This window comes from Nesterenkonia sp., from assembly GCF_029265375.1.
In the GTDB taxonomy this organism is placed as follows: domain Bacteria; phylum Actinomycetota; class Actinomycetes; order Actinomycetales; family Micrococcaceae; genus Nesterenkonia.
Map to the genome: position 1 here is coordinate 1 of NZ_JAJUJJ010000017.1, position 24249 is coordinate 24249.

Sequence of the window (24249 nt, forward strand, 5' to 3'; positions counted from 1 at the left end):
CCAGCAGCATCTGTTAGCGGTCCAGGACGAGCTCAACCGGCGCCCACGGAAGGTGCTGGGCGGGCAGTCCCCGCTAGAGCTCTTCGACGCCTTGCTATGCTCTGAAGGGTCCAAACGTTGCGACGATCAATAGAACCCGCACCGTCGATCACTGCTCATTTTTCACCCGTCGTCGACAAACGGTGTCGAACCGCGAGCCGGGAGCCAACGGCTCGCCGGCAGGCTGCTCGACAGGATGGGTGTCCAGCCATAGGGATCGCCTCGGTGCTTCTGAGCGGGTGTCCATCTCTGCCTCCGTGGTCGCCTGAATGCCATCCTCGGAAGCGAAGCTGAGCAGCAGCCGAGCATCTGCCCGGCGTCGGCTGTCAACGCTGTCTCAATGTGGGTCTGCCGCCAGCCGGGCGGAAGGAGTAGGGTGCCTGCAGGATGAAAGGAGCCGCAGATGGTCCGGGCATCACGGCTGCAGGCGCTGGCAGCCATGGCACTCATCGGCGGGGCCGCAGCCGGCTGCGCGAACTATCCCGCTGATCCGGCTGGAAGTCTCCAACAGGCCACCGGAGGAGAGCTGATCGTGGGCATCACCGAGCATCCGCCCTGGACCCAGCTGGATGCCGAACAGCCCTCCGGCTCGGAGGTTGACCTGCTGAAGGGGTACGCCGAGGGCATCGACGCTGAGATCCGCTGGGTCACCGGCAGTGAGAGTGAGCTGGTGGGCCAGCTGGCCGCCGGCGATCTGGACCTGGTGATCGGGGGATTCGATGAGGGCACCCCCTGGCAGCAGGCGGTCGCCCCCAGCCGGCCGTACCACAGGCCGCAGGAGGGCCCTGGGCGCATTGTGCTGGTGGAGCAGGGAGAGAATGCGCTGCTGCTGGATCTTGAGAGCTACTTCATCCAGCAGGAGGCGCAATGAGCAGGTTCGGCCACACCGAGCTTCCCGAGCCGCAGATGCGGGCATTGCGGACGGCGCGGCGCGTCCAGTGGCTGTGGCTGGTCATCCTGACGGCCACCGTGATTGCGATGGCGGCGGTGATGGGAAGTTCGCAGGCGATGAAGACGGCCTGGACCGAGGACATGCTCTCCTTCCTGCCTCCGCTGGCCTTTTTGGTCGGAGCGCGCATCGCCGCCCGCAGGCCCAGTCGCAGCTTCCCGTTCGGGCTGCACCGGGCGGTCGGCGTGGGGCATCTGGTCTCTGGGGTGGCGCTGGCCGGTGTGGGCCTGCTGCTGGTCGATGGAGCCAGCAGCCTGTTGATGCATGAGCGGCCGCCCATCGGAGCGGTGAGCGTCTTCGGCCACCCGCTGTGGCTGGGATGACTGATGATCACCGTCGCCCTGGCCAGCTGCATCGCCCCGGTGATCCTGGGGCGGATCAAGCGCCGATTGGCCGACCAGCTGCATGACAAGGTGCTGCGCGCCGACGCGGATATGAACCGCGCCGACTGGCTGACCGGGCTGGCGACGGCGGTAGGCGTGGCCGGTATCGGTTTCGGCTGGTGGTGGGCCGATGCGGTCGCAGCGCTGGTGGTCTCCACCTCCATCACCAAAGATGGGTGGGAGAATATCCGCGACGCTATCCGCGACCTGGTCGACGCCCGCGCCACCACCGTGGACAATACGCAGCTTCATCCGCTCATCGCTCGGCTGAATGCGGAGATTCGTGCCGAGCCTGAGGTCACCGGGGTGCAGACCAGACTGCGGGACCAGGGCCATGTGCTCCACGCCGAGTGCTTCCTGCAGGTCAGCGGACCCACGGTGGATGTGGCCTGGCTGCAGGAGGTGCGCCGACGCTGCGTGGACCTGGACTGGAGGATTCAGGACCTGGTGCTCACCGTGACCGAGGAGCCTTTCGCCGAGGGCGACAGCCGCACGGAGGACCAGGCCGAGACTGCCTGACCCCTCAGGCAGGCGCCTCGGAGCGGATGATCTCATCGACCTCGTCCTTGCTGCGGCCTTTGCGCTCGGCCTTGGCGATGTAATGGGGAAGACGCTGGCGAAGCTGGTGGTGCAGATCCGGTGGGCAGCCATGGGCTCAGCCTGTCATTGCGCCCGCGCGTCGTCCACTGCGCCGGGGGTGTCCAGCAGCTGCAGCGAACGCTCGCGCATCTCCACTTTGCGCACTTTGCCGGTCACAGTGGTGGGGAACTCATCCACAATCACCACATAGCGGGGGATCTTGTACCTCGCCAGCCGGTCGGCGCAGAACTCGCGCAGCGCTCGGGCGCTCAGCGGTTCGGCGTCCTTGGCCAGACGCACCCAGGCCATGACTTCCTCGCCGTAGGTGTCGTCGGGCACGCCGATCACCTGGGCGTCGATGATGTCCGGATGGGTGTAGAGGACCTCTTCGACCTCACGCGGATAGATGTTCTCCCCACCGCGCAGCACCATGTCTTTGATGCGGCCGGTGACCCGCACATTTCCGTGGGCATCCATCTGACCGAGGTCACCGGTGTGCATCCAGCCGTCGTCGTCGATGGCCTCCCTGGTCTTCTCCGGGTTGTTCCAGTACCGGCTCATCACCAGGTAGCCGCGGGTGCACAGCTCACCGTCGGTGCCCACCGGCAGGGTCTCACCGGTGTGCGGGTCGGCGACCTTGACCTCTGCATGCGGGACCACCCGGCCCACAGTGCTCACCCGCAGCTCGAGCTCGTCGTCGGGCCTGGTCTGCAGCGAGACCGGGGAGGTCTCGGTCATCCCGTAGCAGATGGTCACCTCCGCCATATTCATCCGGTCGATCACCTGCCGCATGATCTCCTCCGGGCAGGGGGAGCCGGCCATGATCCCGGTGCGCAGGCTGGAGAGGTCGTAGTCGTCGAAGTTCTCCAGGTTCAGCTCAGCGATGAACATGGTGGGAACCCCGTAGAGACTGGTGCACCGCTCATCCTGCACAGTGCTCAAGGTGGCACCGGGGTCGAAGGAGGGGGCCGGGATGACGGCGGCCGAACCGTGGGTCAGTGCCGCCAGATTGCCCATGACCATGCCGAAGCAGTGATAGAACGGCACCGGGATGCAGATCCGGTCCTGCTCGGTGTAGCGGTTGACCTCCCCGACGAAGAACCCGTTGTTGAGAATATTGCGGTGAGTCAGCGTGGCGCCTTTGGGGAAGCCGGTGGTGCCGGAGGTGTACTGAATATTGATCGGATCGGTGTTGCTCAGACCCGCCGCGAGCTCATCCAGCAGCTCCTCATCCGCCTGAGTCGACATCAGCTGCTGCCAGGTCTCATCCCCCATGATGACCCGAAGCTGCAGGGCGCCCAGCTCCTCCTCGGCGGCGGTCAGCATCGCGGGGTAGTCCTGGGTTCTGAAGGTGTCGGAGGCGACGACGGCGCTGATGCCGGACTGCTCGAGCACATAGTTGAGTTCGTGCTGCCGGTAGGAAGGGTTGATGTTGACCAGAATCGCGCCGATCTCCGCGGTGGCGAACTGGGTCAGCGTCCATTCCCAGCTGTTGGGCCCCCAGATGCCGACCCGGTCTCCCGGGCGCACCCCGGCTCGGTGCAGTCCGGTGGCCAGGCACCGGACGTCCTGTCGCAGCTGGGCGTAGGTCCAGCGCCGCCCGGAGGGTACGTCCACCAGAGCTTCCCGCTCAGCGAAGCGCTCCGCAGCAGAGGCGAGTGCTTCGCCGATGGTGGTCTCCAGCAGCGGCGGGTCGGTATCTCCGACGTCGTGTGAGAGGGTCAGGCGGCCAGCGGCAGCGTCACGGCTCATGAGATCTCCTGAACTCGTCGGGATTCCAGTTAATGGATCTCAACCCGAAGCTAGCACCCAGTGATTCAGCTCACAAGGGGTGTGCACTATGTGGTCGGCGCGGCCCGCTCAGCCCTCGCGCAGCGGAGCATCCACAGCGGCCCGGGCCATCACCTGCAGCACCGGGGCGCTCTCGGCCAGCTCCTGGGGGGAGGGGAGCTGGCGGTAGGAGTGTGTGACCGAATGTGCGGTGGAATTGATCAGCCCGAAGATGCCGTGCACCCGGGTGCGCAGCTCCACCGGGGTCATCCGCGGGTGCAGCTGGCGCACCGTTTCGCTGAAGATCTCCAGGTATTCGCGCTGCATGCGCCGCACGCGTCGCCGGTCGGCGTCCACCAGCTGGGGCATCTCCTGGTCCTGAACCCGGATGATCTCCGGACTGTTCAGCGCGAACTCCACGTGAAAGGCGATCAGCCGCTCCATGCGCTCATGCGGGTCCGGGCAGTCAGAGCGAATCTGCCGCCCGCCGTCGAGCAGCGCGGCGCTGGTCTCCAGCAGCAGAGTCCCCAGCAGGTCCTGTTTGCCGCGGAAGTGGCGGTAGATCGCTTGGCCGGAGACGCCGACCTCGCTGCCGATGTCATCCAGGGCCACTGAGGCATATCCGTGAGTGCCGAAAAGGCGCGCGGCGGCCTCCAGCAGCTCGCGGCAGCGCCGCTGCTTATCGGCCTGGCGCCGGGTCCGGGGCGCTGCGGGCACGTCGGGGTCGCTCACGCTGGACAGAAGTGATCACCGCCACTATCTTGGATTTCAGTTAGTCAATATTAACTCATTGGGCCTGCTGGCGGCAGAGGTGTTCGTGGGCCGCCGCCGCGGGCGGAGAGGGCGCTGTGGAGGCACTGGCGAGTCAGGCGGACCCGCAGTCGGCGGAGTTCACCGCCAATGCGGAGGCGAACCGGGCGCTGGTCGCTCAGCTGAAGGATCACCTCTACCGCGCCTCCCTGGGTGGTCCTGAGAAGGCCCGGCGCCGCCATGCCGAGCGCGGCCGGCTGCTGCCCCGGCAGCGGGTGGACCGACTGCTGGATGAGGGAAGCCCGTTCCTGGAGATCGGGGCGCTGGCGGCACACGGCATGTACGACGACGCCGCACCGGCGGCCGGCCTGATCGCCGGCATCGGACTGGTCCATGGGCGCCAGGTGATGGTGGTCTGCAATGACTCCACCGTCAAGGGCGGCACCTACTTCCCGATGACGGTGAAGAAGCATCTGCGCGCCCAGGAGATCGCTGAGGAGAACCGGCTGCCCTGCATCTATCTGGTGGATTCGGGGGGAGCGTTCCTGCCGATGCAGGACGAGGTCTTCCCCGACCGGGATCACTTCGGCCGCATCTTCTATCACCAGGCGAACCTCTCGGCGAAGAAGATTCCGCAGATCGCCGCAGTGCTGGGCTCCTGCACCGCGGGCGGGGCCTATGTGCCGGCCATGAGCGATGAGTCGGTGATTGTGCGCAATCAGGGCACCATCTTCCTCGGCGGCCCGCCGCTGGTGAAGGCCGCCACCGGCGAGGAGGTCACCGCTGAGGAGCTCGGCGGAGCCGTGGTGCACACCGCTGAGTCTGGGGTGGCCGACCACATCGCGGAGAACGATGACCATGCGCTGCAGATCGTCAGGGACATCGTCTCCACGCTGCCGGGGCCCGCGCCGCGCGCTTGGAATGTGCAGAAGCCTCGGCCCCCGCGGCGGGACCCCGCAGAGCTCTACGGCATCATTCCGCAGGACGTCAACCGCCCCTATGAGGTCCGGGAGGTGATCGCCCGGCTGGTCGATGACAGCGCATTCCACGAGTTCAAGCGGGACTACGGCACCACCCTGGTCACCGGGTTCGCCCATATTGATGGGCATCCGGTGGGGATCGTGGCCAATAACGGGATTCTGTTCGCCGAATCCTCGCTCAAGGGCGCACATTTCATCGAGCTGTGCGACCAGCGGGGGATCCCGCTGCTGTTCCTGCAGAACATCTCCGGCTTCATGGTCGGCCGCGACTATGAGGCAGGCGGCATCGCCAAGCATGGAGCCAAGATGGTCACCGCGGTGGCCACCGCCCGGGTGCCCAAGATCACCGTGATCATCGGCGGCTCCTTCGGGGCCGGCAACTACTCCATGTGCGGGCGTGCCTATTCGCCGCGCTTCCTGTTCATGTGGCCCAACGCGCGAATCTCGGTGATGGGCGGGACTCAGGCCGCCTCCGTCCTGGCCACTGTCAAACGGGACCAGCTGGAGGCCGCCGGCCAGCAGTGGCCCCAGGATGAGGAAGAGGCGTTCAAGGAGCCGATCCGCCAGAAGTACGAGGCCCAGGGCCAGCCCTACTATTCGACTGCCCGGCTCTGGGACGACGGCATCATCGACCCCGCAGACACCCGCAGGGTCCTGGGCCTGGCCTTGGAGACCTGCTCCCGCACCGCCCTGCCGGAGACCGAATTCGGCCTGTTCAGGATGTGATGACTGTGAGCACTTCAGACACACCAGCGGGCCGGTCGCCATCGCGCCGCACGCCCCTGTTCGGCACGGTGCTGGTGGCCAACCGCGGAGAGATCGCCTGCCGAATCATCTCCACCCTGCACCGGATGGGGATCCGGGCGGTGGCAGTCTACTCCGACGCCGACGCCGACTCCCCGCATGTGGCCGCAGCAGATCACGCCGTGCGCCTGGGCCCGGCTGCAGCCGCCGAGTCCTATCTGAACATCCCTGCAGTGATCGAGGCGGCCCGGACCACCGGGGCTGAGGCCATCCACCCCGGCTACGGCTTCCTCTCAGAGAACGTCGCGTTCGCCCGGGCCTGTGCAGACGCAGGACTGAGCTTCATCGGCCCAGGGGTGCAGGCCCTGGAGGTGATGGGGGACAAGATTCGCTCCAAGAATCATGTGGCCGCCGCCGGAGTGCCGGTGGTGGAGGGAATCACCGAGCCCGGGCTGAGCGACGAGGAGCTCGCCCAAGCCGCATCCGGCATGACGTTCCCGGTGCTCATCAAGCCCTCGGCCGGCGGCGGCGGCAAAGGCATGCATGTGGTGGAGACTGCCGACCAGCTGCCGGAGACCCTTCAGGCCGCCCGCCGGGTGGCGCAGACCGCCTTCGGCGACGACACGCTGTTCATTGAGCAGCTGATCCGCTCACCGCGCCATATTGAGGTTCAGGTGCTCGCCGACGCTCATGGTCACATCATCCACCTGGGCGAGCGCGAATGCTCTCTGCAGCGCCGGCACCAGAAGGTCATTGAGGAGGCCCCCTCCGCCCTGCTGGACGAGTCCACCCGCCAGCGCATCGGCCGCGCCGCCTGCGAGGCCGCCCGAAGTGTGGACTATCTGGGCGCCGGCACTGTGGAGTTCCTGGTCTCCGACGAGCAGCCGGACACGTTCTACTTCATGGAGATGAACACCCGGCTGCAGGTGGAGCATCCGGTCACCGAAGAGGTCACCGGAGTGGACTTGGTGGCCGAGCAGATCCGGATCGCCGCAGGCCAGCCGCTGAGTCTCAGCCAGGAGCAGATCACCCTCACCGGCCACTCCGTGGAGGCCAGAATCTATGCCGAGGACGCCGAGGCCGGCTTCATGCCCAGCGCCGGGGAGATCCTCAGCCTGCTCAAGCCGACCGGGGAGGGCATCCGCTTCGACTCCGGCATCCGCACCGGGACACGCGTGGGGACCGACTATGACCCGATGCTGGCCAAGCTGATCGCCGCCGGCGCTGACCGGGAGGAAGCGTTCGCGCGGCTGCACCGGGTCCTGGGGGAGATGAGCCTGCACGGGATGACCACCAATATCGGGTATCTGCGGCAGCTGGCCGCCGATCCCGACGTGCGCGCCGGCCGGATGGACACCACCCTGATCGAGCGGCGGCTGCCGCAGATGAGCTTCCCCCGGCCCGCCCAGCGCCATGCACTGGCCGCCGCGCTGCACTGGGCCGCCGCCCAGTCCGTCACCGTCGCCGCCGAGGTTCCGGCCGGGGAGTCACCGGCAGCCTGGCGGCGCGACGGGTGGCGGCACAGCGGAGCCCGCACCCCCGAGGTGGAGGTGATCTGGCAGCGTCCAGGGGAGGAGCCGGTGCACTTTGAGATCGAGCTCGACGGCGCAGCCCAGCTCGATCCCGCCGGCGACGGCGGCAGGTCTCTGCTGCGCACACCTGAGGCGACCTATCCGGTGCACCTGACCACAGGACGCCGCCGCCGGGAGGGAACCGAGGTGTGGATCACCGATGAGGACTTCTCCGGGATGCTCACCGTGCTGGACCACACCGCCGCCACCGGCCGGAGGGTCTCTGCCTTGGAGGCTGAGCTCACCGAGGCCATGCCGGAGGTCACCGCCCCGATGCCCGGCACCGTGGTCGCCGTCGCCGTCGAATCCGCACAGCAGGTCAGCGCCGGTGAGGTGCTGCTGACCCTGGAGGCAATGAAGATGGAGCACCGCCTCACCGCCCCCACTGACGGCATCGCCCGCATCCACGTCGCCCCCGGCGACCAGGTCTCCCTGGGCCAGGTGCTCGCCGTCGTCGAATCCGATCAACAGGAGGACCCCTCATGACCGAACTGCTGTCCGAAGAGCACCAGGCCCTGGCCGAGTCGGTGCGCGACTTCTCGCGCCAGGTGATCGCCCCAGTCTCGGCCGCCCACGACGCCGACCACAGCTTCCCCTACGAGGTGATCGACCAGATGGGGCAGATGGGCCTCTTCGGCCTGCCCTTCAGCGAGGAGTACGGCGGAGAGGGCGGTGACTACCTGGCGTTCTGCCTGGCCCTGGAGGAGATCGCCAAAGTGGACCAGTCGGTGGCGATCACCCTGGAGGCCGGAGTAGGCCTGGGCGCGATGCCGATCTACCGCTACGGCACCGAGGAGCAGAAGCAGACCTGGCTGCCGGATCTGCTTTCGGGAAAGCGCCTGGCCGGATTCGGCCTGACAGAGTCGGAGGCAGGCAGCGACGCCTCCGGCACCAAGACCACCGCGCGGCTGGAGGACGGCCAGTGGGTGATCGACGGCACCAAGGAGTTCATCACCAACTCCGGCACCGACATCACCTCCCTGGTGACCGTCACCGCGGTCACCGGCACCAGCCGGCGGGACGACGGCAGCACCGCCAAGGAGATCTCCACCATCATTGTGCCCAGCGGCACTGCGGGCTTCTCAGTGGGCGAAGCCTATGACAAGGTCGGCTGGAACGCCTCAGACACCCATCCGCTGTCCTTCACCGACTGCCGCGTGCCCGAGGCCAACCTGCTGGGGGAGCGCGGCCGCGGCTATGCGAACTTCCTGGGCATTCTGGACGAGGGCCGGGTGGCGATCGCCGCGCTGGCCACAGGCGCCGCCCAAGGCTGTGTGGACCAGGTGGTCGACTACGCCTCGCAGCGCCGCACCTTCGGCTCACCGATCTCCAGCTACCAGGGGATCTCCTTCAAGATCGCCCGCATGCAAGCCCGCGCCCACACAGCGCGGCTGGCCTACTACCACGCCGCAGAGCTGATGGCCGCCGGCAAGCCGTTCAAGACGGAGGCATCCATCGCCAAGCTGGTGGCCGGAGAGGCGGCCATGGACAATGCCCGCGACGCCACCCAGATCTTCGGCGGCTACGGGTTCATCAATGAGTACACCGTGGCCCGCCACTACCGCGATTCGAAGATCCTGGAAATCGGCGAGGGCACCACCGAGGTTCAGCTGATGCTCATCGCCCGCTCCCTGGGACTTCAGTGAGGAGAGCACTATGACCGACCAGCACGACGACGGCACGCAGCGCCAGCCGTCTCGGGTAGTTGATCAGCGCGGCCTCTACTTCGATGAGATCGAGGTGGGCACCGTCTACCGGCACGCACCCGGGCGCACGATCACCGAGGCCGACAACGTGCTGTTCACCACGATGACGATGAACACCCAGTCGCTGCATTTGGACGCCCACTGGTCCGCCGAGCAGCCCTTCGGCCAGCCGCTGGTGAACTCCATGCTCACCCTGGCCACCCTGGTGGGGGCATCCGTGGCCCAGATCAGCCAAGGCACCATTGTGGCCAATCTGGGCTTCGAGTCCGTGAAGTTCCCGCACCCGCTCTACCACGGGGACACCCTCTACTCAGAGTCGGAGATTCTGGACAAGCGGCTCTCCTCCTCCCGGCCGGGGCAGGGGATCGTGACCATCCGGCACATCGGACGCAACCAGGAGGGCACGGTGGTGGCCGAATGCGTCCGCTCGGTGATGCTCTGGCTGAAGGACCACCACGCAGCGCAGATGGAGGCCCAGCGGTGAGCGACACCCCGCACACCGATCCCGGGCCGCACACCAACCCGACTTTCACCCTGGGCCCCGCCCTGCTGTTCTGCCCCGCCGACCGGCCTGACCGGTATCAGAAGGCGGCGGAGCGCTCCGATGCGGTGATCCTGGATCTGGAGGACGCGGTGGCGCCGGCGGATAAGCCCGAAGCCCGCGCGGCCGTGCGCGCCCACTGGCTTCAGGCCCCGGAGCAGCTGCGGGCGCGCACCGTGGTGCGGGTCAATGCAGCCGGAACGCAGGACTTCGAGGCAGATATGGCCGCTCTGGAGGACCTGGACCTGCGGTACGTAATGCTGGCTAAGACGGAGCGGCTGCAGGACGTGGAGGTCCTGCACAGTCGGATGCCCGCAGTGCAGGTGATCGCTCTGGTGGAGACCGCCGCCGGTGCGGCGGCTGCGCCGGACATCGCGGCACATCCGGCCACCGCCGCCATGATGTGGGGTGCTGAGGACCTGATCGCCTCCCTGGGAGGCACCTCCTCCCGCCGGCCCGACGGCGGCTACCGCGATATCGCCCGGTATGTGCGCAGCACAGTGCTGCTGCACTGCGCAGCCCATGGACGGGCCGCCATCGACTCGATCTACGCCGATATTGCCGACTCCGAGGGGCTTGCCGAGGAGGCCGCCGACGCGGTGGCCAGCGGTTTCGCGGCCAAGGCCTGCATCCACCCCGGGCAGGTGGCCACGATCCGCACCGCCTACCGGCCCACCGCCGAGCAGCTGGAGTATGCCGAAGCTCTGCTGGCCGAGGTGGAGCGCCACGGCGGGGCCTTCCAGTTCCGCGGAGCGATGGTGGATGCGCCGCTGATCCGCCACGCCGAACGCATTGTTCAGCGCGGCGGATCCGCAGACTAGGCCTGTGACCGGGCGGCGGCGTCGAACTGGGCCAGCAGCCGCTCCTTCTCCTCGCGGTAGCGCTGCACATTGGCCAGCTTGATCTCCTCATAGCCGCGCACCATATCCGGCAGGGAGAGCAGCGCGACGGCGTCGTCGAGGTTCGCGGCACTCAGCCGCTGCAGCACATGATCGATCAGATCGCGGTACTCGGTGATCAGCTCCCGCTCCACACGGCGGACCTCCGCGCGGCCGAAGGGATCCCACGCGGTGCCGCGCAGATGCTTCATCCGCTTCAGCGCGCTGAACCCGGGGCGGAACCACGGACCCAGGCGCAGCTTCCGGTTCAGCCCCACCGCACGCAGGGCCGGGGGGTGCAGGTGCCAGCTGGCGGTGGCGCCGACGCCGAACTCGGCCTCGAGCTGCTGCTCAGCGGTCGGGTCGGTGGCCAGGCGGGCGACCTCGTACTCGTCCTTATAGGCCATCAGCTTGTAGAGATAGCGCGCCGCGGCCTCGGCCAGGGCGGTGCTGCCCGGCACGGCCTGCTCCTCGGCGGCCTGCACACGCTCCACCACGCTGCGGTACTCGGCGGCGTAGTCGGCGTCCTGATAGTCCACCAGATCGGCTGAACGGGTGCGCACCAGCCGATGAAGCTCGGACTCCCCGGGCAGTCCGGCCCAGGGATCCTCCGGGGCTGGGGTGCCGCGGTGGGCGGCGGCCGCCTGGCGCACGGCTTCAGGATCAGCGATGTACTGCCGGCCGCGGCGGAAGGCCTGAATATTGGCCGCCACCGCGGCACCGTTGAGTTCGATCGCCTCCTCCACCGCGGCGGCCGGGATCGGCAGCGCTCCCGACTGGAAGGCCGCGCCGAGCAGGAAGATATTGGTGTACTGGTCGCTGCCGAAGAGCTGGAGCACCAGCTGCTGGGCGTCAAAGGCCGCCGAATCGTCGCGGGCCTGACCGATCACCGCGCCGCTGAGCTGGTCGACGTCGGGAAAGCTCACCGACGCGTCGGAGACCATAGCGCCGGTGGGCACCTTGGCGGTGTTGACCACCGCCGTGGTCCGGTCGGCGGAGAGCACATCGGCGTAGCTGGCCTCAGCGGCCACCAGGATGTCGCAGCCCAGGTACAGGTCGCATTCACCCTCGGCGAGCTTGTTCGACGTCGCCCGCGGACTGCGCGTGAACCGGACGTCGGAGACCACGGCGCCGCCCTTCTGAGCCAGACCGGTCTGGTCCAGGGAGCGGGTGTGCCAGCCGGCGATGAGCCCGGCGGTGGCCAGGATCTGGGACAGCGTCACCACACCGGTGCCGCCCACCCCAGTGATGCGGACTCCGAACTGCTCCTGCGCAGGCCGCTGCGCCGGGGCGGGCAGATCGTCCTGGTCCAGGTCCGGGGCACGGCCGGCCTGCTGGGTGCCGGGCTCCACGGACATGAACGCGGGGCAGTCGCCCTTGATGCAGCTGTAGTCCAGATTGCAGGAGGCCTGGTGGATCTGGGTCTTGCGGCCCAGGTCAGTCTCCACCGGATGCACGGAGAGGCAGTTGGACTTCACTCCGCAGTCCCCGCAGCCTTCGCAGATGCGCTCATTGATCGCGATCCGGGTGGTGGGGGTCTCGGCCAGTCCGCGCTTGCGCTTGCGGCGCAGCTCGGTGGCGCACTCCTGGTCGTGGATCAGCACAGTGACCCCGGGGACCTCCGCGAGGGTGCGCTGGGCCTTATCCATCTGGTCGCGGTGCCAGACCTGCACATCCCGGGGGAGGCTGCCGCGCCGGTAGCGAGAGGTGTCATCAGTGGTGACGATGATCCTGGCCACGCCCTCAGCCTTCAGCAGATCCACAATGCGGCGCACCGGCATGCTTCCCACCGGCTCCTGCCCGCCGGTCATGGCCACTGCGGAGTTGAAGAGGATCTTATAGGTGATGTTGGCCCCGGCGGCGACGGCGGCGCGGATCGCCAGGGAGCCGGAGTGGTGGAAGGTGCCGTCGCCGAGGTTCTGCACAAAGTGGTCCCGGTCGATGAACGGAGCCATGCCCAGCCACTGCAGGCCTTCGCCGCCCATCTGGCAGAGTCCGGCGATATTGCCCACCTGGGACTCGTCCATCAGCAGCACCATGGTGTGACAGCCGATGCCGGCGCCGACCAGGGAGTCCTCCCCGGCGGGGCTGGTGGAGGTGTTGTGCGGACAGCCGGAGCAGAAGTAGGGCGCGCGCTTGGCGCTGGGCACCACAGGAAGCAGCGTTCTGCCATTGGGGCTGCCGGGGGAGTCATCGCGCAGCCGGGAGGCCAGTCCGTGGGGCTGAAGGCGCCGGACCAGCAGACGGTGCAGCGTCGAGGAGTCCAGCTCCCCGTAGGCGGGGATCAGCTCTGCGCCGTCGTCGTCCTTCTTTCCGGTGATCCGCGGGGCGCCGGCCGTTCCGTAGAGCACATCGCGGATGGCCGCCTCGATGAAGGAGCGCTTCTCCTCCACCACCAGAATCTCATCCAGACCCTCGGCGAACTCCCGGACGATGCCGGACTCCAGGGGCCAGGGCATCCCGATCTTCAGCAGCCGCAGCCCGGTGGACTCGAGGTCCTCACGCTGCAGGCCGTGGCGCTCCAAGGCAGCGAGCAGCTCGTGCCAGGTGCGCCCGGCGGCCACAATGCCCAGGGTGTCGCCGGCAGAGGCGCCGACGATCCGGTTGAGCCCGTTGAGCGCGGCGTACTCTTCGGCGATCCGCCACCGGGTGGTGACCAGATCGCGCTCCAGCGGCCCGAGGGTGGGCTGCAGCAGTCTGCCGGTGGGCTCATGCTTCTTCGCGCCGTGCGGAAGCAGCGGAGGCGGGGTCTCGGCCACGGCCTGCAGGTCCACGGTGGAGGAGCCGTCTGCCACAGCTGTGACGATCTTCATGCCCACCCAGAGGCCGCTGGCGCGGGAGAGCTCGACGGCGTGCATGCCCAGTTCGAGGATCTCCTGGCTGTCCGCTGGGTAGATCACCGGCATGCCCATATCGGCCAGCGCCATCTCTGAGGCGCAGGGGACGGTGGAGGACTTGGCCGCGGGGTCGTCGCCGACCAGCACCAGCGCTCCGCCGTTGGGGTGGGCGCCCATGAGGTTGCCGTGGCGCATCGCATCGGCGGCCCGGTCCAAGCCCGGGGCCTTGCCGTACCAGATGCCCAGCACGCCGTCGCGGGTGCTGCCCTGAAGCCCCTGCACCAGCTGGGTGCCCTGCAGGGAGGTGGCGGCGGCCTCCTCATTGAGGCCGGGGCGGAAATGGATGTCATTGGCGTCCAGCAGCTCCTGCCGGCGGGCGAGCTCCAGATCGTAGCCGGCCAGCGGGGAGCCCTCATAGCCGGAGATGAAGGTGGCCACATTCAAACCGGCCGCCACATCCCGGCGGTGCTGGTCCACCGGCAGACGGGTCAGCGCCTGGATTCCGGTGAGCTGCACGGTGCCGGCGTTCTGCGTGTAGCGGGCAGCCAGCGGGGTGGGCGCCGGAGCCGGATCCGCGGCCGGCGCCTGAGTGTTCTGCAGTTCCAGAGTCATGGTGAGCCTTCGGTCGCAGGTATGCCGTTGTGCTCTCCATCGTGCGGATAGGGGGCCATCTCTTCAATAAGATGCCCCGGATCCTGTGCCATTGGACTAGTTACTCTGCAGTTTCAACGGTTAGGCTGATCACTGTGATCTGTGACACATTCAAGGGCATATACAGGAGGCGACTGCATGCGGGCGATCGATGACTTGGACCTGCGGCTTCTGCTGCTGTGCATTGAGCAGCCCCGGGCGGGAGTGCGTGAGTATGCCCGGCAGCTGCAGGTGGCCCGCGGCACGGTGCATGCGCGGCTGGAGAACCTGCAGCGCCGCGGCGTGTTCGCCGGATGGCAGCCGGTGATCGACCCGGCTGCGCTGGGCTATGACTCCAAGGCGTTCATCCGGCTCAACCTGGCCCAGGGTGTGCTGGATGAGGTGACCGAGCATCTGGCGGGCATTCCGGAGGTGATGGAGGCCGACTCCACCACCGGAGACAGTGACATCACCTGCGTGGTGGTCACCCGCGGACCGCAGGACTTGGAGGAGGTGATCCAGCGGATCCTGGCGATTCCCGGAGTGCACCGCACCCGCACTGAGACGGTGCTGCGGCAGCGGATCCCCGCACGCACTCGCCCGCTGCTGCAGATGCTGCGCCGGAAGACGGCGTCCTAGTGACGGTGCATGGCAAACGCCCCGAACCTGGGTTCGGGGCGTTTCCACTGTATTGATACATAACAACGGGGTGAGCGACGGGGATTGAACCCGCGACCCTCGCGACCACAACGCGATGCTCTACCAGCTGAGCTACGCCCACCATGTGCTTTCGAGGATGCCTCGAAAAGCAACCAATACATCATACACCGTTCCTGCCGGCGGAAGCACATCGGGTGTGCTCGCCTCCGCGCGGCGGCCAGTCCCAGCCCTCGATGGGGCCGCCCGGCGTTGTCAGAGACCCGCTCTACACTCCATAATCGAATCTATGTTCGAATGATGGGAGGTTTGCCGATGACGGCTGATGCAGCGGTGCAGCAGGAGACGGCCACGGTATGGACCACTCCGCAGGGGGCGCCGGCACGTCTGCTCTGGGCGGGAAGGCGCTTCACCGTCATCGCCAAACCTATTGCCTGGATGGACCGCATCTCCTGGTGGGAGAGCTCTCTGCGGGTGCCGGCCGGCTCTGCTGCGGCGGTGGTGGAACGTCCCATGTGGCAGGTCCAGGCCCGGGCGGTGGAGGACGGGGAGATCCTGATCTTTGACCTTGCCGCCAGCGACGGCGCCCAGTGGCCGATCACCGCGATCTACGACTAGCAGGACCGCCGTATGCCTCAGTTCACCCATCTCCACGTGGCCAGCGCCTTCTCCGCCCACCACGGCACCGCCCGCCCCGAGACCCTGGTGGAGGCTGCCGCCGATGCCGGAGCCGGCGCGGCGGCCATCACCGACCGCGACGGCATCTACGGAGCCGTGCGCCATATCCGCGCCTGCCTCCAGGCGGGCCTGGCCCCTATTGTGGGGGCGAACCTGCGGGTCAAGGAGGACGACCAGTTCTCCGAGATCACGGTGCTGGCCCACGGGCACAACCACGGTGCCGGCTGGGCTGCTCTGGTGCGGCTGATCTCCTCAGCCCACTCCTCCCGCCGCAGAGCCGGCCACACCGCCCACGGCACCGCCCACCGGCGGGCCTGGCTCCGCCGCGGCAGCCCCGGAGTCTTCCTCGCCCAGGAGCAGGGCCCGGCCGGCACTGTGCTGCTGGGTCCGGACTCTGACGTCGGGCAGGCGGTGCTGGCAGGGCGCACCAGCCGCGCCCGGGACCTGCTGACTCAGTGGCAGCAGCAGCTGCCCGGGGCGGTGGCGCTGGAGATCGTCTGCCACCACACCAAACCCGGCAGCCGGGCCAGCCTCGCCCACGCCGCAGGGATGCTCCGGCTGGCCTCCGAAGCGGAGGCCCCGGCAGTTCTCACCAACGCAGTGCGCTACCTCCAGCCCGACGACGCCGTCACCGCCGATGTGCTCGACGCCGCGGCCCATCTGCTGCCGCTGGGGGACTTCCAGCCCCAGCCCAACGCCCAGGCCTGGCTGAAGCCTGCCGAGATGATGCACCAGCTGGCCTTCACCGTGGCCGAGTACGCCGGACTGCCGCGCCACGCCGCGGTGGATCTGCTCAGCACCACCGAGCGGCTGGCCGATCGCTGCCGGCTGGACCCGCAGACCGATATCGGCTGGCGGCGCCCGAAAGTGCCCGAGCTGGAGATCATCGGGGTGGAGGACGAACCCTCCTATGTGCTGCGTCAGCGCTGCGAACAGGCGGTGGCCGAACGCTATCCGCAGGCGGGGGCAGCCCAGTTGGAGCGCATCCACCACCGGTTGGAGGAGGAGCTGCGCACTATCGCCCACTTCGGATTCGACACCTATTTCCTGGCCGTGGCAGAGACAGTGGGTCTGATCCGCGGGATGAACGTCCGGGTCCAGGCCCGCGGCTCAGGGGCCGGAAGCCTGGTGAACTATCTGCTGCGGATCTCCAATGTGGATCCGCTGGAGCATGATCTGCTCTTCGAACGCTTCCTGGGAAGCAGCCGCAGCACGCTGCCGGATATTGATGTGGACATCGAATCGGCCCAGCGGCACCGGGTCTATGAGGCGATCTTCGAGCGCTACGGCCACCACCGGGTGACGCTGCTGTCCATGCAGAACACCTACCGGGCCCGCGGGGCGGCCCGCGACGCCGGCCTGGCCCTGGGCCTGGAGCCCGAGCAGGTGGACCGGATCGCTGAGAGCATCTGGCGGTTCAACGCCTCCGAGTTCCGTCAGGTGCTCAGCAGCCGGCCGGAACTGCGGGAGGTCGCCTCCCTGGTGGAGAACGAACCCCAGCTGGAGATGCTGGTGGACCTCACTGAGCGCCTGGACCGGCTGCCGCGGCATATTTCGATGCATCCCTGCGGGGTCATCCTCGGCGACAGCGACCTGCTCTCGGTCACGCCCACCCAGCCTTCGGGGATCGGGCTGCCCATGTCCCAGTTCGACAAGGACGATATTGACGATATGGGCCTGCTGAAGCTCGATGTGCTCGGAGTCCGGATGCAGTCCAGTCTGGCCTATGCGGTCGAAGAGATCGCCCGGGTCAATGGGGAGGCCGCCGCGGTGGAGGGCGGACTGCCGGTGGATGCCCCCTATGTCTCCGCTGACGGCCGGGTGGACCTGGATGCCCTTCCCCATGACGATGAGCCCACCTTCGAGATGATCCGCACCACCCACACACTGGGCTGCTTCCAGATTGAGTCTCCGGGGCAGCGCGAGCTGCTGGGCAAGCTGCAGCCGGACCGCTATGAGGACCTCATCGCCGATATCTCCCTGTTCCGGCCGGGGCCCATGAAGGGCAATATGGTCACCCCCTATATCAGCCGCAAGCATGGCTATGAGCGCATCGACTACCTCCACCCGCGGTTCCGCGAGTTCCTCCAGGACTCCTACGGGGTAGTGATCTACCACGAGCATGTGCTGCGGATCCTGCACGAGACCATGGGGGTCTCCCTGGCGGAGGCCGATGAGCTGCGCCGCCGCATGGAGCAGGACGTGGACCAGATCGAACACAGCTTCCGCACCCGCACTGCGCAGCAGTTCGACGACGACGGCGCCCGGATCTTCACCGATGAGGACATCGACCGGATCTGGGAGACCCTGCGCGGCTTCGGCAGCTTCGGGTTCTGCAAAGCCCACGGTGCGGCCTTCGCCCTGCCCACCTATCAGAGCGCCTGGCTGAAGACCCACTACCCGGTGGAGTTCCTCGCCGGTCTGCTTGAGCACGATCCCGGGATGTATCCGCGGCGGCTGATGGTCTCAGAGGCCCGCCGCATGGGGATCTCGCTGCTGCCCCTGGACGTCAACGTCTCCACCGAGCACTACCGGGTGGAACGGATCAGCGCCCAGGAGAAGGGGATCCGGCTCTCCCTGCGTGATGTTCGGGGCCTCAGTGAGGCAGAGATGTCCCGAATCGTGGAGCATCAGCCCTACGAGTCGGTCACCGACTTCTACCAGCGGGCCAGGCTCTCCCGCCCAGTGATGCTGCGCCTGGCCACACTCGGCGCGTTCGACAGTCTCTTCCCCGCTGAGGCCGAGGCCGCCGCCCGGGGCAGCATCATCAGCTATGTGCGTCAGCTCACCGCCTCGGACCGCCGGCCGGCGGCCGCTCAGCCGGATCCGCAGCAGCCGCTGCTGTTCAGCGATGCGGAGCTGCTGGACGCCTCGGTGCCCGACCCCACCCAGGCTGAGCGCACCGCCGCAGAGCTGGACGGGCTCTCCACCGAGGTGGGGGAACATGTAGTGGAGACCTACCGACCGCTTCTGGAGGAGCTCGGCGTCACCCCGGCAGCGGATCTGCTGCAGCTGCGCAGCAACGCAGAGGTGCTGGTGGCCGGTATTCGGGTGGCCACCCAGACTCCGCCGATGCGCTCAGGCCGGCGCACGGTGTTCATCAGCTTGGAGGACGGGACCGGATGCGCGGACACCGCCTTCTTCGAGGAAGCCCAGCAGCAGGCCGGGCCGCTGCTGTTCGGCACCCAGCTGATGGTGGTGCGCGGACGCACCCGGCGCACCGGCGAGCGCGGCGTCTCCATCCAGGCGGAGGAGGCCTGGGACCTGAAGCAGATGTGGAACGAGTGGGAGCGTGCGCTTAAGCGAAGAGATGCTGCCGGTAGTGCTTCAGCTCTGCAATGGAGTCCTTGATATCGCCCAGGGCCCGGTGGTTTCCGGTCTTCTTCGGCGCCGAAGCCAGCACCTCGGGGTACCAGCGGCGGGCCAGCTCCTTCAGAGTGGAGACATCGATGATCCGGTAGTGCAGATGCTCGGTCAGAGTGGGCATCCCCACCCGCAGGAACGCCCGGTCGGCATGCACTGAGTTGCCCGCCAGCGGGGCGACCCGAGCCTCCGGGACCCAGGCGGTGACATACTCCAGGACCTTCTTCTCTGCGGCTTCTAGGGCGATGCCGTCCTCCAGCTCCGCCAGCAGGCCGGAGTCAGTGTGCATCTGCCGCACCACCTTCTGCATTCCGGCCAGGGCCTCGGGCTCCGGGCGGATCACGACGTCGACCCCCTCGCCGAGCACGTTGAGGTCAGCGTCAGTGACCAGTGCGGCCACTTCGATGAGCACATCCTGCTCGGGGTTCAGGCCGGTCATCTCGCAATCGATCCAGACCATGCGGCCGGACCAGTCACCGGCTGAAGCCTGCCGGCGACCTGCAGTGGAATCGTTCTGCGTCTCAGTCACCCGAACACCTTACCCAGATAGACTCTGAACAATGATCACACAGCGCGCCCGGGCCCGGGGACCCCTCGTCGAAGGTCTCATCGGCTCGTTGATGGTCCTCATCGGGTCCCTCGGCGTGGGCTGGCTGGTCTCCATCTCACCGATCGCCCGCTGGGAGTGGGCTATCCGGCTGCGCACAGAGGCCGACGGCGTCATCTTCAGCACAGTCGTGCTCACAGCCGGCTGCTGGCTGATGTTCCGCGCCTGGCTGCGGCTGGGACGGGCTCTGCGCGGCCCGGACAACGACGGCGACTGGCCGCCCGGGAGCCTGCGCACAGTCAATATCGCCACCGCGCTGTGGGCGGCTCCGCAGCTGCTGGTGCTGCCGATCTTCTCCCGCGACGTCTTCGCCTATCTGAACCAGGGCAGGCTGGTGCTGGCCGGCGAAGACCCCTACACCACCGGGGTCTCCACGCTGGACAACTGGTTCCACCTGGGCACCGATATCACCTGGGCCCATGACGAGACGCCCTATGGGCCGCTGTTCCTGTGGCTGGAGGCTGCGGTGATGGCCGTCTCCGGGGAGAACCCGGATATGGCGATCATCCTGTTCCGCCTCGCCTGCGCAGCCGGGGTGGTGATGATCATGTACTGGGTGCCCAAACTGGCGGCTCTGCATGGGGTCGACGCCGCCCGGGCGCAGTGGATCACCGTGGCCAACCCTCTGCTGATCATCAGCTTCGTCTCCAGCGCCCATAATGATGCGCTGATGGTCGGCTTCGCTCTGGCCGGGATCTGGGCGGCCGCCCACGGCAGGGGAGTGCTGGCGACCCTGCTGGTGGTGGTGTCCATCGGCATCAAGCCCATCACCATGGTGCTGCTGCCGTTCATCGGACTGCTCTGGGCCGGTCCGGGCTCCTCCTGGGCCAGGAAGTTCCGCATCTGGTTCGCCACCGCCGGGATCGCCGGCGCAGTCCTGCTGGTGGTCGGTCTGGTGCAGGGCTACGGCTTCGGCTGGCTGACTGTTCTGGTCGGCACCGGCAGCGGGGCGACCTTCTGGTCGCCGATCGCCATCGCCCACGGATGGTTCACCGCGGTGCTCTCGGCCTTCGGCATCCCCACCTACTGGACGCTGGACACGCTGCGGCTGATCGGCCGGGTGCTCAGCGTTCTGGTGGTGCTCTACCTGATGTTCCGCGGATCCGAGGAGCATATCGTCCAGCGCATGACCTGGGCGTTCACTGCGATTGTGGTGCTGTCCCCGGTCATCCAGCCCTGGTACCTGCTGTGGCTGCTGCCGCTGTTCGCGGTGACCGGCATCCGCCGGGGCTGGGAGTTCAAATGGGTGGTCTTCACCGTGGCGTTCTTCCTGGCCTTCGGCGCAGCGGACCAGCTCTCCATCTATCAGTTCCTGGAGCTGGACCACCAGATGGCCGCCCTCTCCTTGGCGGTCTCCTGGATCTGCATCGCCCTGATGGCCACCGTTGACCCCGGCACCCGCTGGGTGGTGTGGCAGGGCTGGAACCTGCCGCGGCTGCGTCTGCGGATGCCTTGGCGGGCCGATGCGGCGCCGGAGGAGCCGCCGCAGAGCACCAGCGAGCTGCACGCAGTCCGCCCCGCACCGGAGTCGGCGGAGGAGGCCGACAGACGTGGCTGAGCGCAGCTGGGTTCTCCCTGACAACCCAGTGACCCGCCTCGCCGTGGCCCTGCGCGAGCGGCTGGGCAGCGCCCGGGCCACCTCCTGGCTGATCGGCGGACCGGAGGGTGAGGTCTCCCACACCCTGCGCCAGGGCCTGCTGGCTGCGCTGATGATCATGGTCGGCTCCTGGGGTGTGGGCTACCTGATCATGACCCCAGCCTCCTGGTTGGCGGTGCATCCGGCTCTGCTGCCGCTGCGGACCACCACAGCCGGTGTGATCTGCTGCGCGGTGCTGCTGGCCTTCGGAGCGCTGCTGCTGATGCGCTCCTGGCTGCGTTTGAGCCAGCGGGTGGAGACCTGGGATGAGGGCAGTGTCCAGGTGATGCGCCGAGCGCTGCTGATGTGGGCCGGCCCGCTGCTGCTGTGCTTCCCGGTGTTCTCCCAGGATGTCTTCTCCTACTGGGCGCAGGGCGGTGTGCTGCATGCCGGACTGAACCCCTATGAGACAGGCGTCTCCGAACTTCCGGGATGGTTCGCAGCCGGGGCTGACGACCTGTGGGCCGAATCCCCCTCGCCCTACGGCCCGCTGTTCCTGCTGGTGGCCCGCGGCGTATGGTTCGTCTCCGGGGGAGTCCCGGAGATCTCCATTCTGCTGTTCCGCCTGCTGGCGGTCTTCGGCGTCGTGCTGATGCTGCTGATCATCCCGCTGCTGGCCCGGGCCTTCGGCTCCCGGCCGGGGTGGGCGCTGTGGATCTGCCTGCTGAATCCGCTGAGCCTGATCGTCTTCATTCCGGCTGCCCATAATGACGCTCTGATGATCGGTCTGATGCTTGCCGGCGCATGGTACGCACTGCGCCGACGGCGCCTGCTGGCGGTCCTGCTGCTGGTGGCGGCAGTGGCGATCAAGCCGATCGCCATCGTGGTGCTGCCCTTCGCGGTGCTGCTGACGCTGCGCGAGACCTCCAGCTATCTCCTCCGCATCCGTGAATGGGCTTTCGCCGGGTCGCTGGCGGTGATTCTGCTCGGCGGCGGCGGCTGGCTGCTGGGCGTGGGGCTGGGCTGGTTCACCGCCGCGCTCGCCGCCGGATCCGCCGCCTTCCAGGCTGCTCCAGTGGGTCTGCTGGGGCTGGGGCTGGGTCATCTGGCCGCCCTGGTCACCGGAGTCGAGGCTGCGACCGTGGCCGCCTGGGCCTATGGAGCCGCCAGGCTGGTCTCGGCAGTGGTGCTGACAGTGATGCTGCTGCGACCGCGGCTGGGCAACCCGCTGCTGTGGGCGGGCTATGGCCTCAGCGCGGTGGTGCTGGCCTCATCGGTCATTCAGCCCTGGTACGTGCTGTGGATCCTGCCGCTGTTCGCGGTGGTCCACGTCTACCGGGGCCGGGCCCTGGTGCTGACGATCCTGCTGATCACTGTGATGACGCTGCTGCCGATGGTCGGCCAGCTTTCGGTGGCCCAGTGGCTGGACACCCTGCTGGTGCAGGGCATCGCTATCGGGGTCGCCGCCCTGTATCTGCTCTACATTGTGCTGTTCGACCCGAACACCACCAGCCTGTTCACCATGAGGCGCGACTCACAGCGCTGGAATGCCGCCGACGGCTGGCTGAGCCTGAGAGAATTGTCCACGCCCGATGTCTCCTGGGCCTCCGCTGATGTCTACCAGAAAGCCCGGTGAGAGTGAGCCTGTCTTCCCGACCCCGCCGGAGAGCACCGCTGCTGTGTGTGCTGCTGGCCGCCACTGCCATCGGAGCTGTGCTCTCCCTGTTGGCCGTGCAGTGGTGCCGGGTCAACGGATGGAGCGATCCGGACCAGCACATCCACATGTGCTATTCGGACTTCTCACTGCTGTTCACCGAACGGGGGCTGGCTGAGGGGCTGTTCCCCTTTGTCGATGATGTGCCGCGCAACCAGGTGATGGAGTATCCGGTGCTCCTCGCCGTGGTGGCCGGAGTGCTGGCGCAGCTGGTGCCCGGCGAAGGCTCCGGCGCGGAGCGGATCTTGGTCTTCTACGATCTGAACCACCTGGCCGTGGTCGCCTGTTGGGCGGCGGTGGTGCTGATCACGGCGGCCTCCACGGCACGCAGCCGCCGTCGCGATGCACTGATGGTGGCCCTAGCGCCGGGCATCATTCTCACGCTGTCCATCAATTGGGATATGTGGGCAGTCTTCCTGGGGTCCTTCGCCCTGCTGCTGTGGGGCAGGGGACGGCCGGTCTGGGCCGGAGTGCTGCTCGGGCTGGGCGCTGCGATGAAGCTGTATCCGCTGTTCTTCTTCGGCGCGGTGCTGGTGCTGTGCGTGCGCGCCGGGCGGCTGCGCTCGGCGGCCGCTGTGCTGGCGGCAGGTTCGGCGAGCTGGTTGGCGGTCAATCTCCCGTTCATGGTGACACAGTTCGATCAGTGGGCCACGTTCTACCGGTTCTCCTCCGAACGGGAGGTCAGCTTCTCCTCCATGTGGCTTGCCTTCACCTGGCTGCCGCTGGAGGGCTCAGGCTTCTCTCTGCTGTCCAACGGACTGTTTCTGATCTGCTGTCTGGGCATCGCCTATGTGGCCTGGGCGGCTCCGCAGCGGCCGCGCTTGGCCCAGCTGTGCCTGCTGATTGTGGCCAGCTTCATCCTGCTGGGAAAGGTCTACTCCCCGCAGTTTGTGATGTGGCTGATCCCATTGGCGGTGCTGGCCTACCCGCGGCTGCGGGTATTCGTGGTCTGGCAGGCCGCTGAGGTCTTCCACTGGGCGGCGGTGTGGATGATGAGCGCGAAGATCACCTCCGGAGGAGCCTTCGGCGGCGGTCACCTCCTGGTGGAAATGGCCTATGGGCTGGGGATCGCTGCGCATATGGGGGCGGTGATCTGGCTGATGGTGCTGGTGGTGCGCGATATCCTCCGCCCGGAGGCGGATGCAGTCCGCACAGCCCAGCTGGAAGCACACGACTCCACAGAGCCGGCATCGGAGAGTGACCCGCTGGCCGGCCCGGTGGCCGGACGCGAGGATGTCTTCACCCTGCCAGGGCTGGGCGAGCGACGTCGTCTAACGCTGCGCTGGTAGTGGGGAGG

The 24249-nt window shown here is 67.6% G+C and carries 17 protein-coding genes, 1 tRNA gene and 1 pseudogene; 13 read left to right on the forward strand and 6 right to left on the reverse strand.

The features are described 5' to 3' along the window. Positions 1–442: 442 nt before the first annotated feature. Both Q1K09_RS08265 and Q1K09_RS08270 read left to right on the forward strand, forming a co-directional pair. Positions 443–910, forward strand: a complete 468-nt coding sequence (locus Q1K09_RS08265; RefSeq protein WP_300344607.1) for a transporter substrate-binding domain-containing protein — start codon at positions 443–445, stop codon at positions 908–910. Positions 911–945: 35 nt separating this feature from the next. After that, positions 946–1890 (forward strand): annotated as a pseudogene (locus tag Q1K09_RS08270) (cation diffusion facilitator family transporter). Between the two features lie 4 nt (positions 1891–1894). On the opposite strand, the gene Q1K09_RS08275 reads toward Q1K09_RS08270, so the two are convergent. From Q1K09_RS08275 to Q1K09_RS08285, 3 genes are all read right to left on the reverse strand, one after another. After that, positions 1895–2005, reverse strand: coding sequence for a DUF2200 family protein (locus Q1K09_RS08275; protein ID WP_366909224.1), 111 nt, complete (start codon positions 2003–2005; stop codon positions 1895–1897). Positions 2006–2034: 29 nt separating this feature from the next. Then, the gene (locus tag Q1K09_RS08280) at positions 2035–3702 is read right to left on the reverse strand and encodes an AMP-binding protein (RefSeq protein ID WP_300344608.1); all 1668 of its coding nucleotides are present in this window, start codon (positions 3700–3702) and stop codon (positions 2035–2037) included. A 108-nt stretch (positions 3703–3810) separates the two neighbouring features. Next, the gene (locus Q1K09_RS08285; RefSeq protein ID WP_300344610.1) at positions 3811–4452 is read right to left on the reverse strand and encodes a TetR/AcrR family transcriptional regulator; all 642 of its coding nucleotides are present in this window, start codon (positions 4450–4452) and stop codon (positions 3811–3813) included. Between the two features lie 116 nt (positions 4453–4568). Here Q1K09_RS08285 and Q1K09_RS08290 point away from each other — a divergent pair, with 116 nt between their 5' ends. From Q1K09_RS08290 to Q1K09_RS08310, 5 genes are read left to right on the forward strand one after another with little or no spacing between them, the layout of a single operon-like run. Further along, on the forward strand, positions 4569–6176 hold the full coding sequence (locus Q1K09_RS08290) for a carboxyl transferase domain-containing protein (RefSeq protein WP_300344612.1): 1608 nt from the start codon (positions 4569–4571) through the stop codon (positions 6174–6176). Continuing rightward, positions 6176–8251 (forward strand): biotin carboxylase N-terminal domain-containing protein, encoded by a 2076-nt coding sequence (locus Q1K09_RS08295; RefSeq protein WP_300344614.1) that lies wholly within the window; start codon positions 6176–6178, stop codon positions 8249–8251. The genes Q1K09_RS08290 and Q1K09_RS08295 overlap by 1 nt, the downstream gene beginning before the upstream one ends. Further along, a complete protein-coding gene (locus Q1K09_RS08300) occupies positions 8248–9411 on the forward strand; it encodes an acyl-CoA dehydrogenase family protein (RefSeq protein WP_300344615.1) in 1164 nt (387 codons plus the stop codon). The genes Q1K09_RS08295 and Q1K09_RS08300 overlap by 4 nt, the downstream gene beginning before the upstream one ends. A 10-nt stretch (positions 9412–9421) precedes the next feature. Continuing rightward, complete coding sequence (locus Q1K09_RS08305) at positions 9422–9955, forward strand: MaoC family dehydratase (RefSeq protein WP_300344617.1); 534 nt, start codon at positions 9422–9424, stop codon at positions 9953–9955. Continuing rightward, positions 9952–10833 carry a CoA ester lyase gene (locus Q1K09_RS08310; protein WP_300344619.1) on the forward strand — a complete coding sequence of 294 codons (882 nt, stop codon included), beginning with the start codon at positions 9952–9954 and terminating at the stop codon, positions 10831–10833. Before Q1K09_RS08305 ends, Q1K09_RS08310 begins: the two co-directional genes overlap by 4 nt. Here the strand turns inward: Q1K09_RS08310 and Q1K09_RS08315 are convergent. After that, positions 10830–14339 (reverse strand): indolepyruvate ferredoxin oxidoreductase family protein, encoded by a 3510-nt coding sequence (locus Q1K09_RS08315; RefSeq protein ID WP_300344621.1) that lies wholly within the window; start codon positions 14337–14339, stop codon positions 10830–10832. The genes Q1K09_RS08310 and Q1K09_RS08315 overlap by 4 nt on opposite strands. A 177-nt stretch (positions 14340–14516) precedes the next feature. On the opposite strand from Q1K09_RS08315, the gene Q1K09_RS08320 reads away from it, so the two are divergent. Next, positions 14517–14996, forward strand: coding sequence for an Lrp/AsnC family transcriptional regulator (locus Q1K09_RS08320; RefSeq protein ID WP_300344623.1), 480 nt, complete (start codon positions 14517–14519; stop codon positions 14994–14996). Between the two features lie 69 nt (positions 14997–15065). Here the strand turns inward: Q1K09_RS08320 and Q1K09_RS08325 are convergent. Beyond that, a tRNA-His gene (locus tag Q1K09_RS08325) sits at positions 15066–15138 on the reverse strand. Between the two features lie 191 nt (positions 15139–15329). Between Q1K09_RS08325 and Q1K09_RS08330 the strand changes: the two genes are divergently transcribed. Continuing rightward, positions 15330–15632, forward strand: coding sequence for a DUF6504 family protein (locus Q1K09_RS08330; RefSeq protein ID WP_300344625.1), 303 nt, complete (start codon positions 15330–15332; stop codon positions 15630–15632). Between the two features lie 12 nt (positions 15633–15644). Further along, a complete protein-coding gene (gene dnaE, locus Q1K09_RS08335; protein WP_300344627.1) occupies positions 15645–19043 on the forward strand; it encodes a DNA polymerase III subunit alpha in 3399 nt (1132 codons plus the stop codon). On the opposite strand, the gene orn is transcribed toward dnaE, so the two are convergent. Further along, positions 18991–19584 carry an oligoribonuclease gene (gene orn / locus Q1K09_RS08340; protein ID WP_366909212.1) on the reverse strand — a complete coding sequence of 198 codons (594 nt, stop codon included), beginning with the start codon at positions 19582–19584 and terminating at the stop codon, positions 18991–18993. The two genes, dnaE and orn, sit on opposite strands and share 53 nt — an antisense overlap. 31 nt (positions 19585–19615) lie before the next feature. Here orn and mptB (Q1K09_RS08345) point away from each other — a divergent pair, with 31 nt between their 5' ends. From mptB (Q1K09_RS08345) to Q1K09_RS08355, 3 genes are read left to right on the forward strand one after another with little or no spacing between them, the layout of a single operon-like run. Further along, positions 19616–21220 (forward strand): polyprenol phosphomannose-dependent alpha 1,6 mannosyltransferase MptB, encoded by a 1605-nt coding sequence (gene mptB / locus Q1K09_RS08345; protein WP_300344628.1) that lies wholly within the window; start codon positions 19616–19618, stop codon positions 21218–21220. Next, complete coding sequence (mptB, locus tag Q1K09_RS08350) at positions 21213–22874, forward strand: polyprenol phosphomannose-dependent alpha 1,6 mannosyltransferase MptB (protein ID WP_300344630.1); 1662 nt, start codon at positions 21213–21215, stop codon at positions 22872–22874. The genes mptB (Q1K09_RS08345) and mptB (Q1K09_RS08350) overlap by 8 nt, the downstream gene beginning before the upstream one ends. Before the next feature lie 2 nt (positions 22875–22876). Continuing rightward, a complete protein-coding gene (locus Q1K09_RS08355; RefSeq protein ID WP_300344632.1) occupies positions 22877–24241 on the forward strand; it encodes a glycosyltransferase 87 family protein in 1365 nt (454 codons plus the stop codon). The last annotated feature ends 8 nt before the right edge of the window (positions 24242–24249 follow it).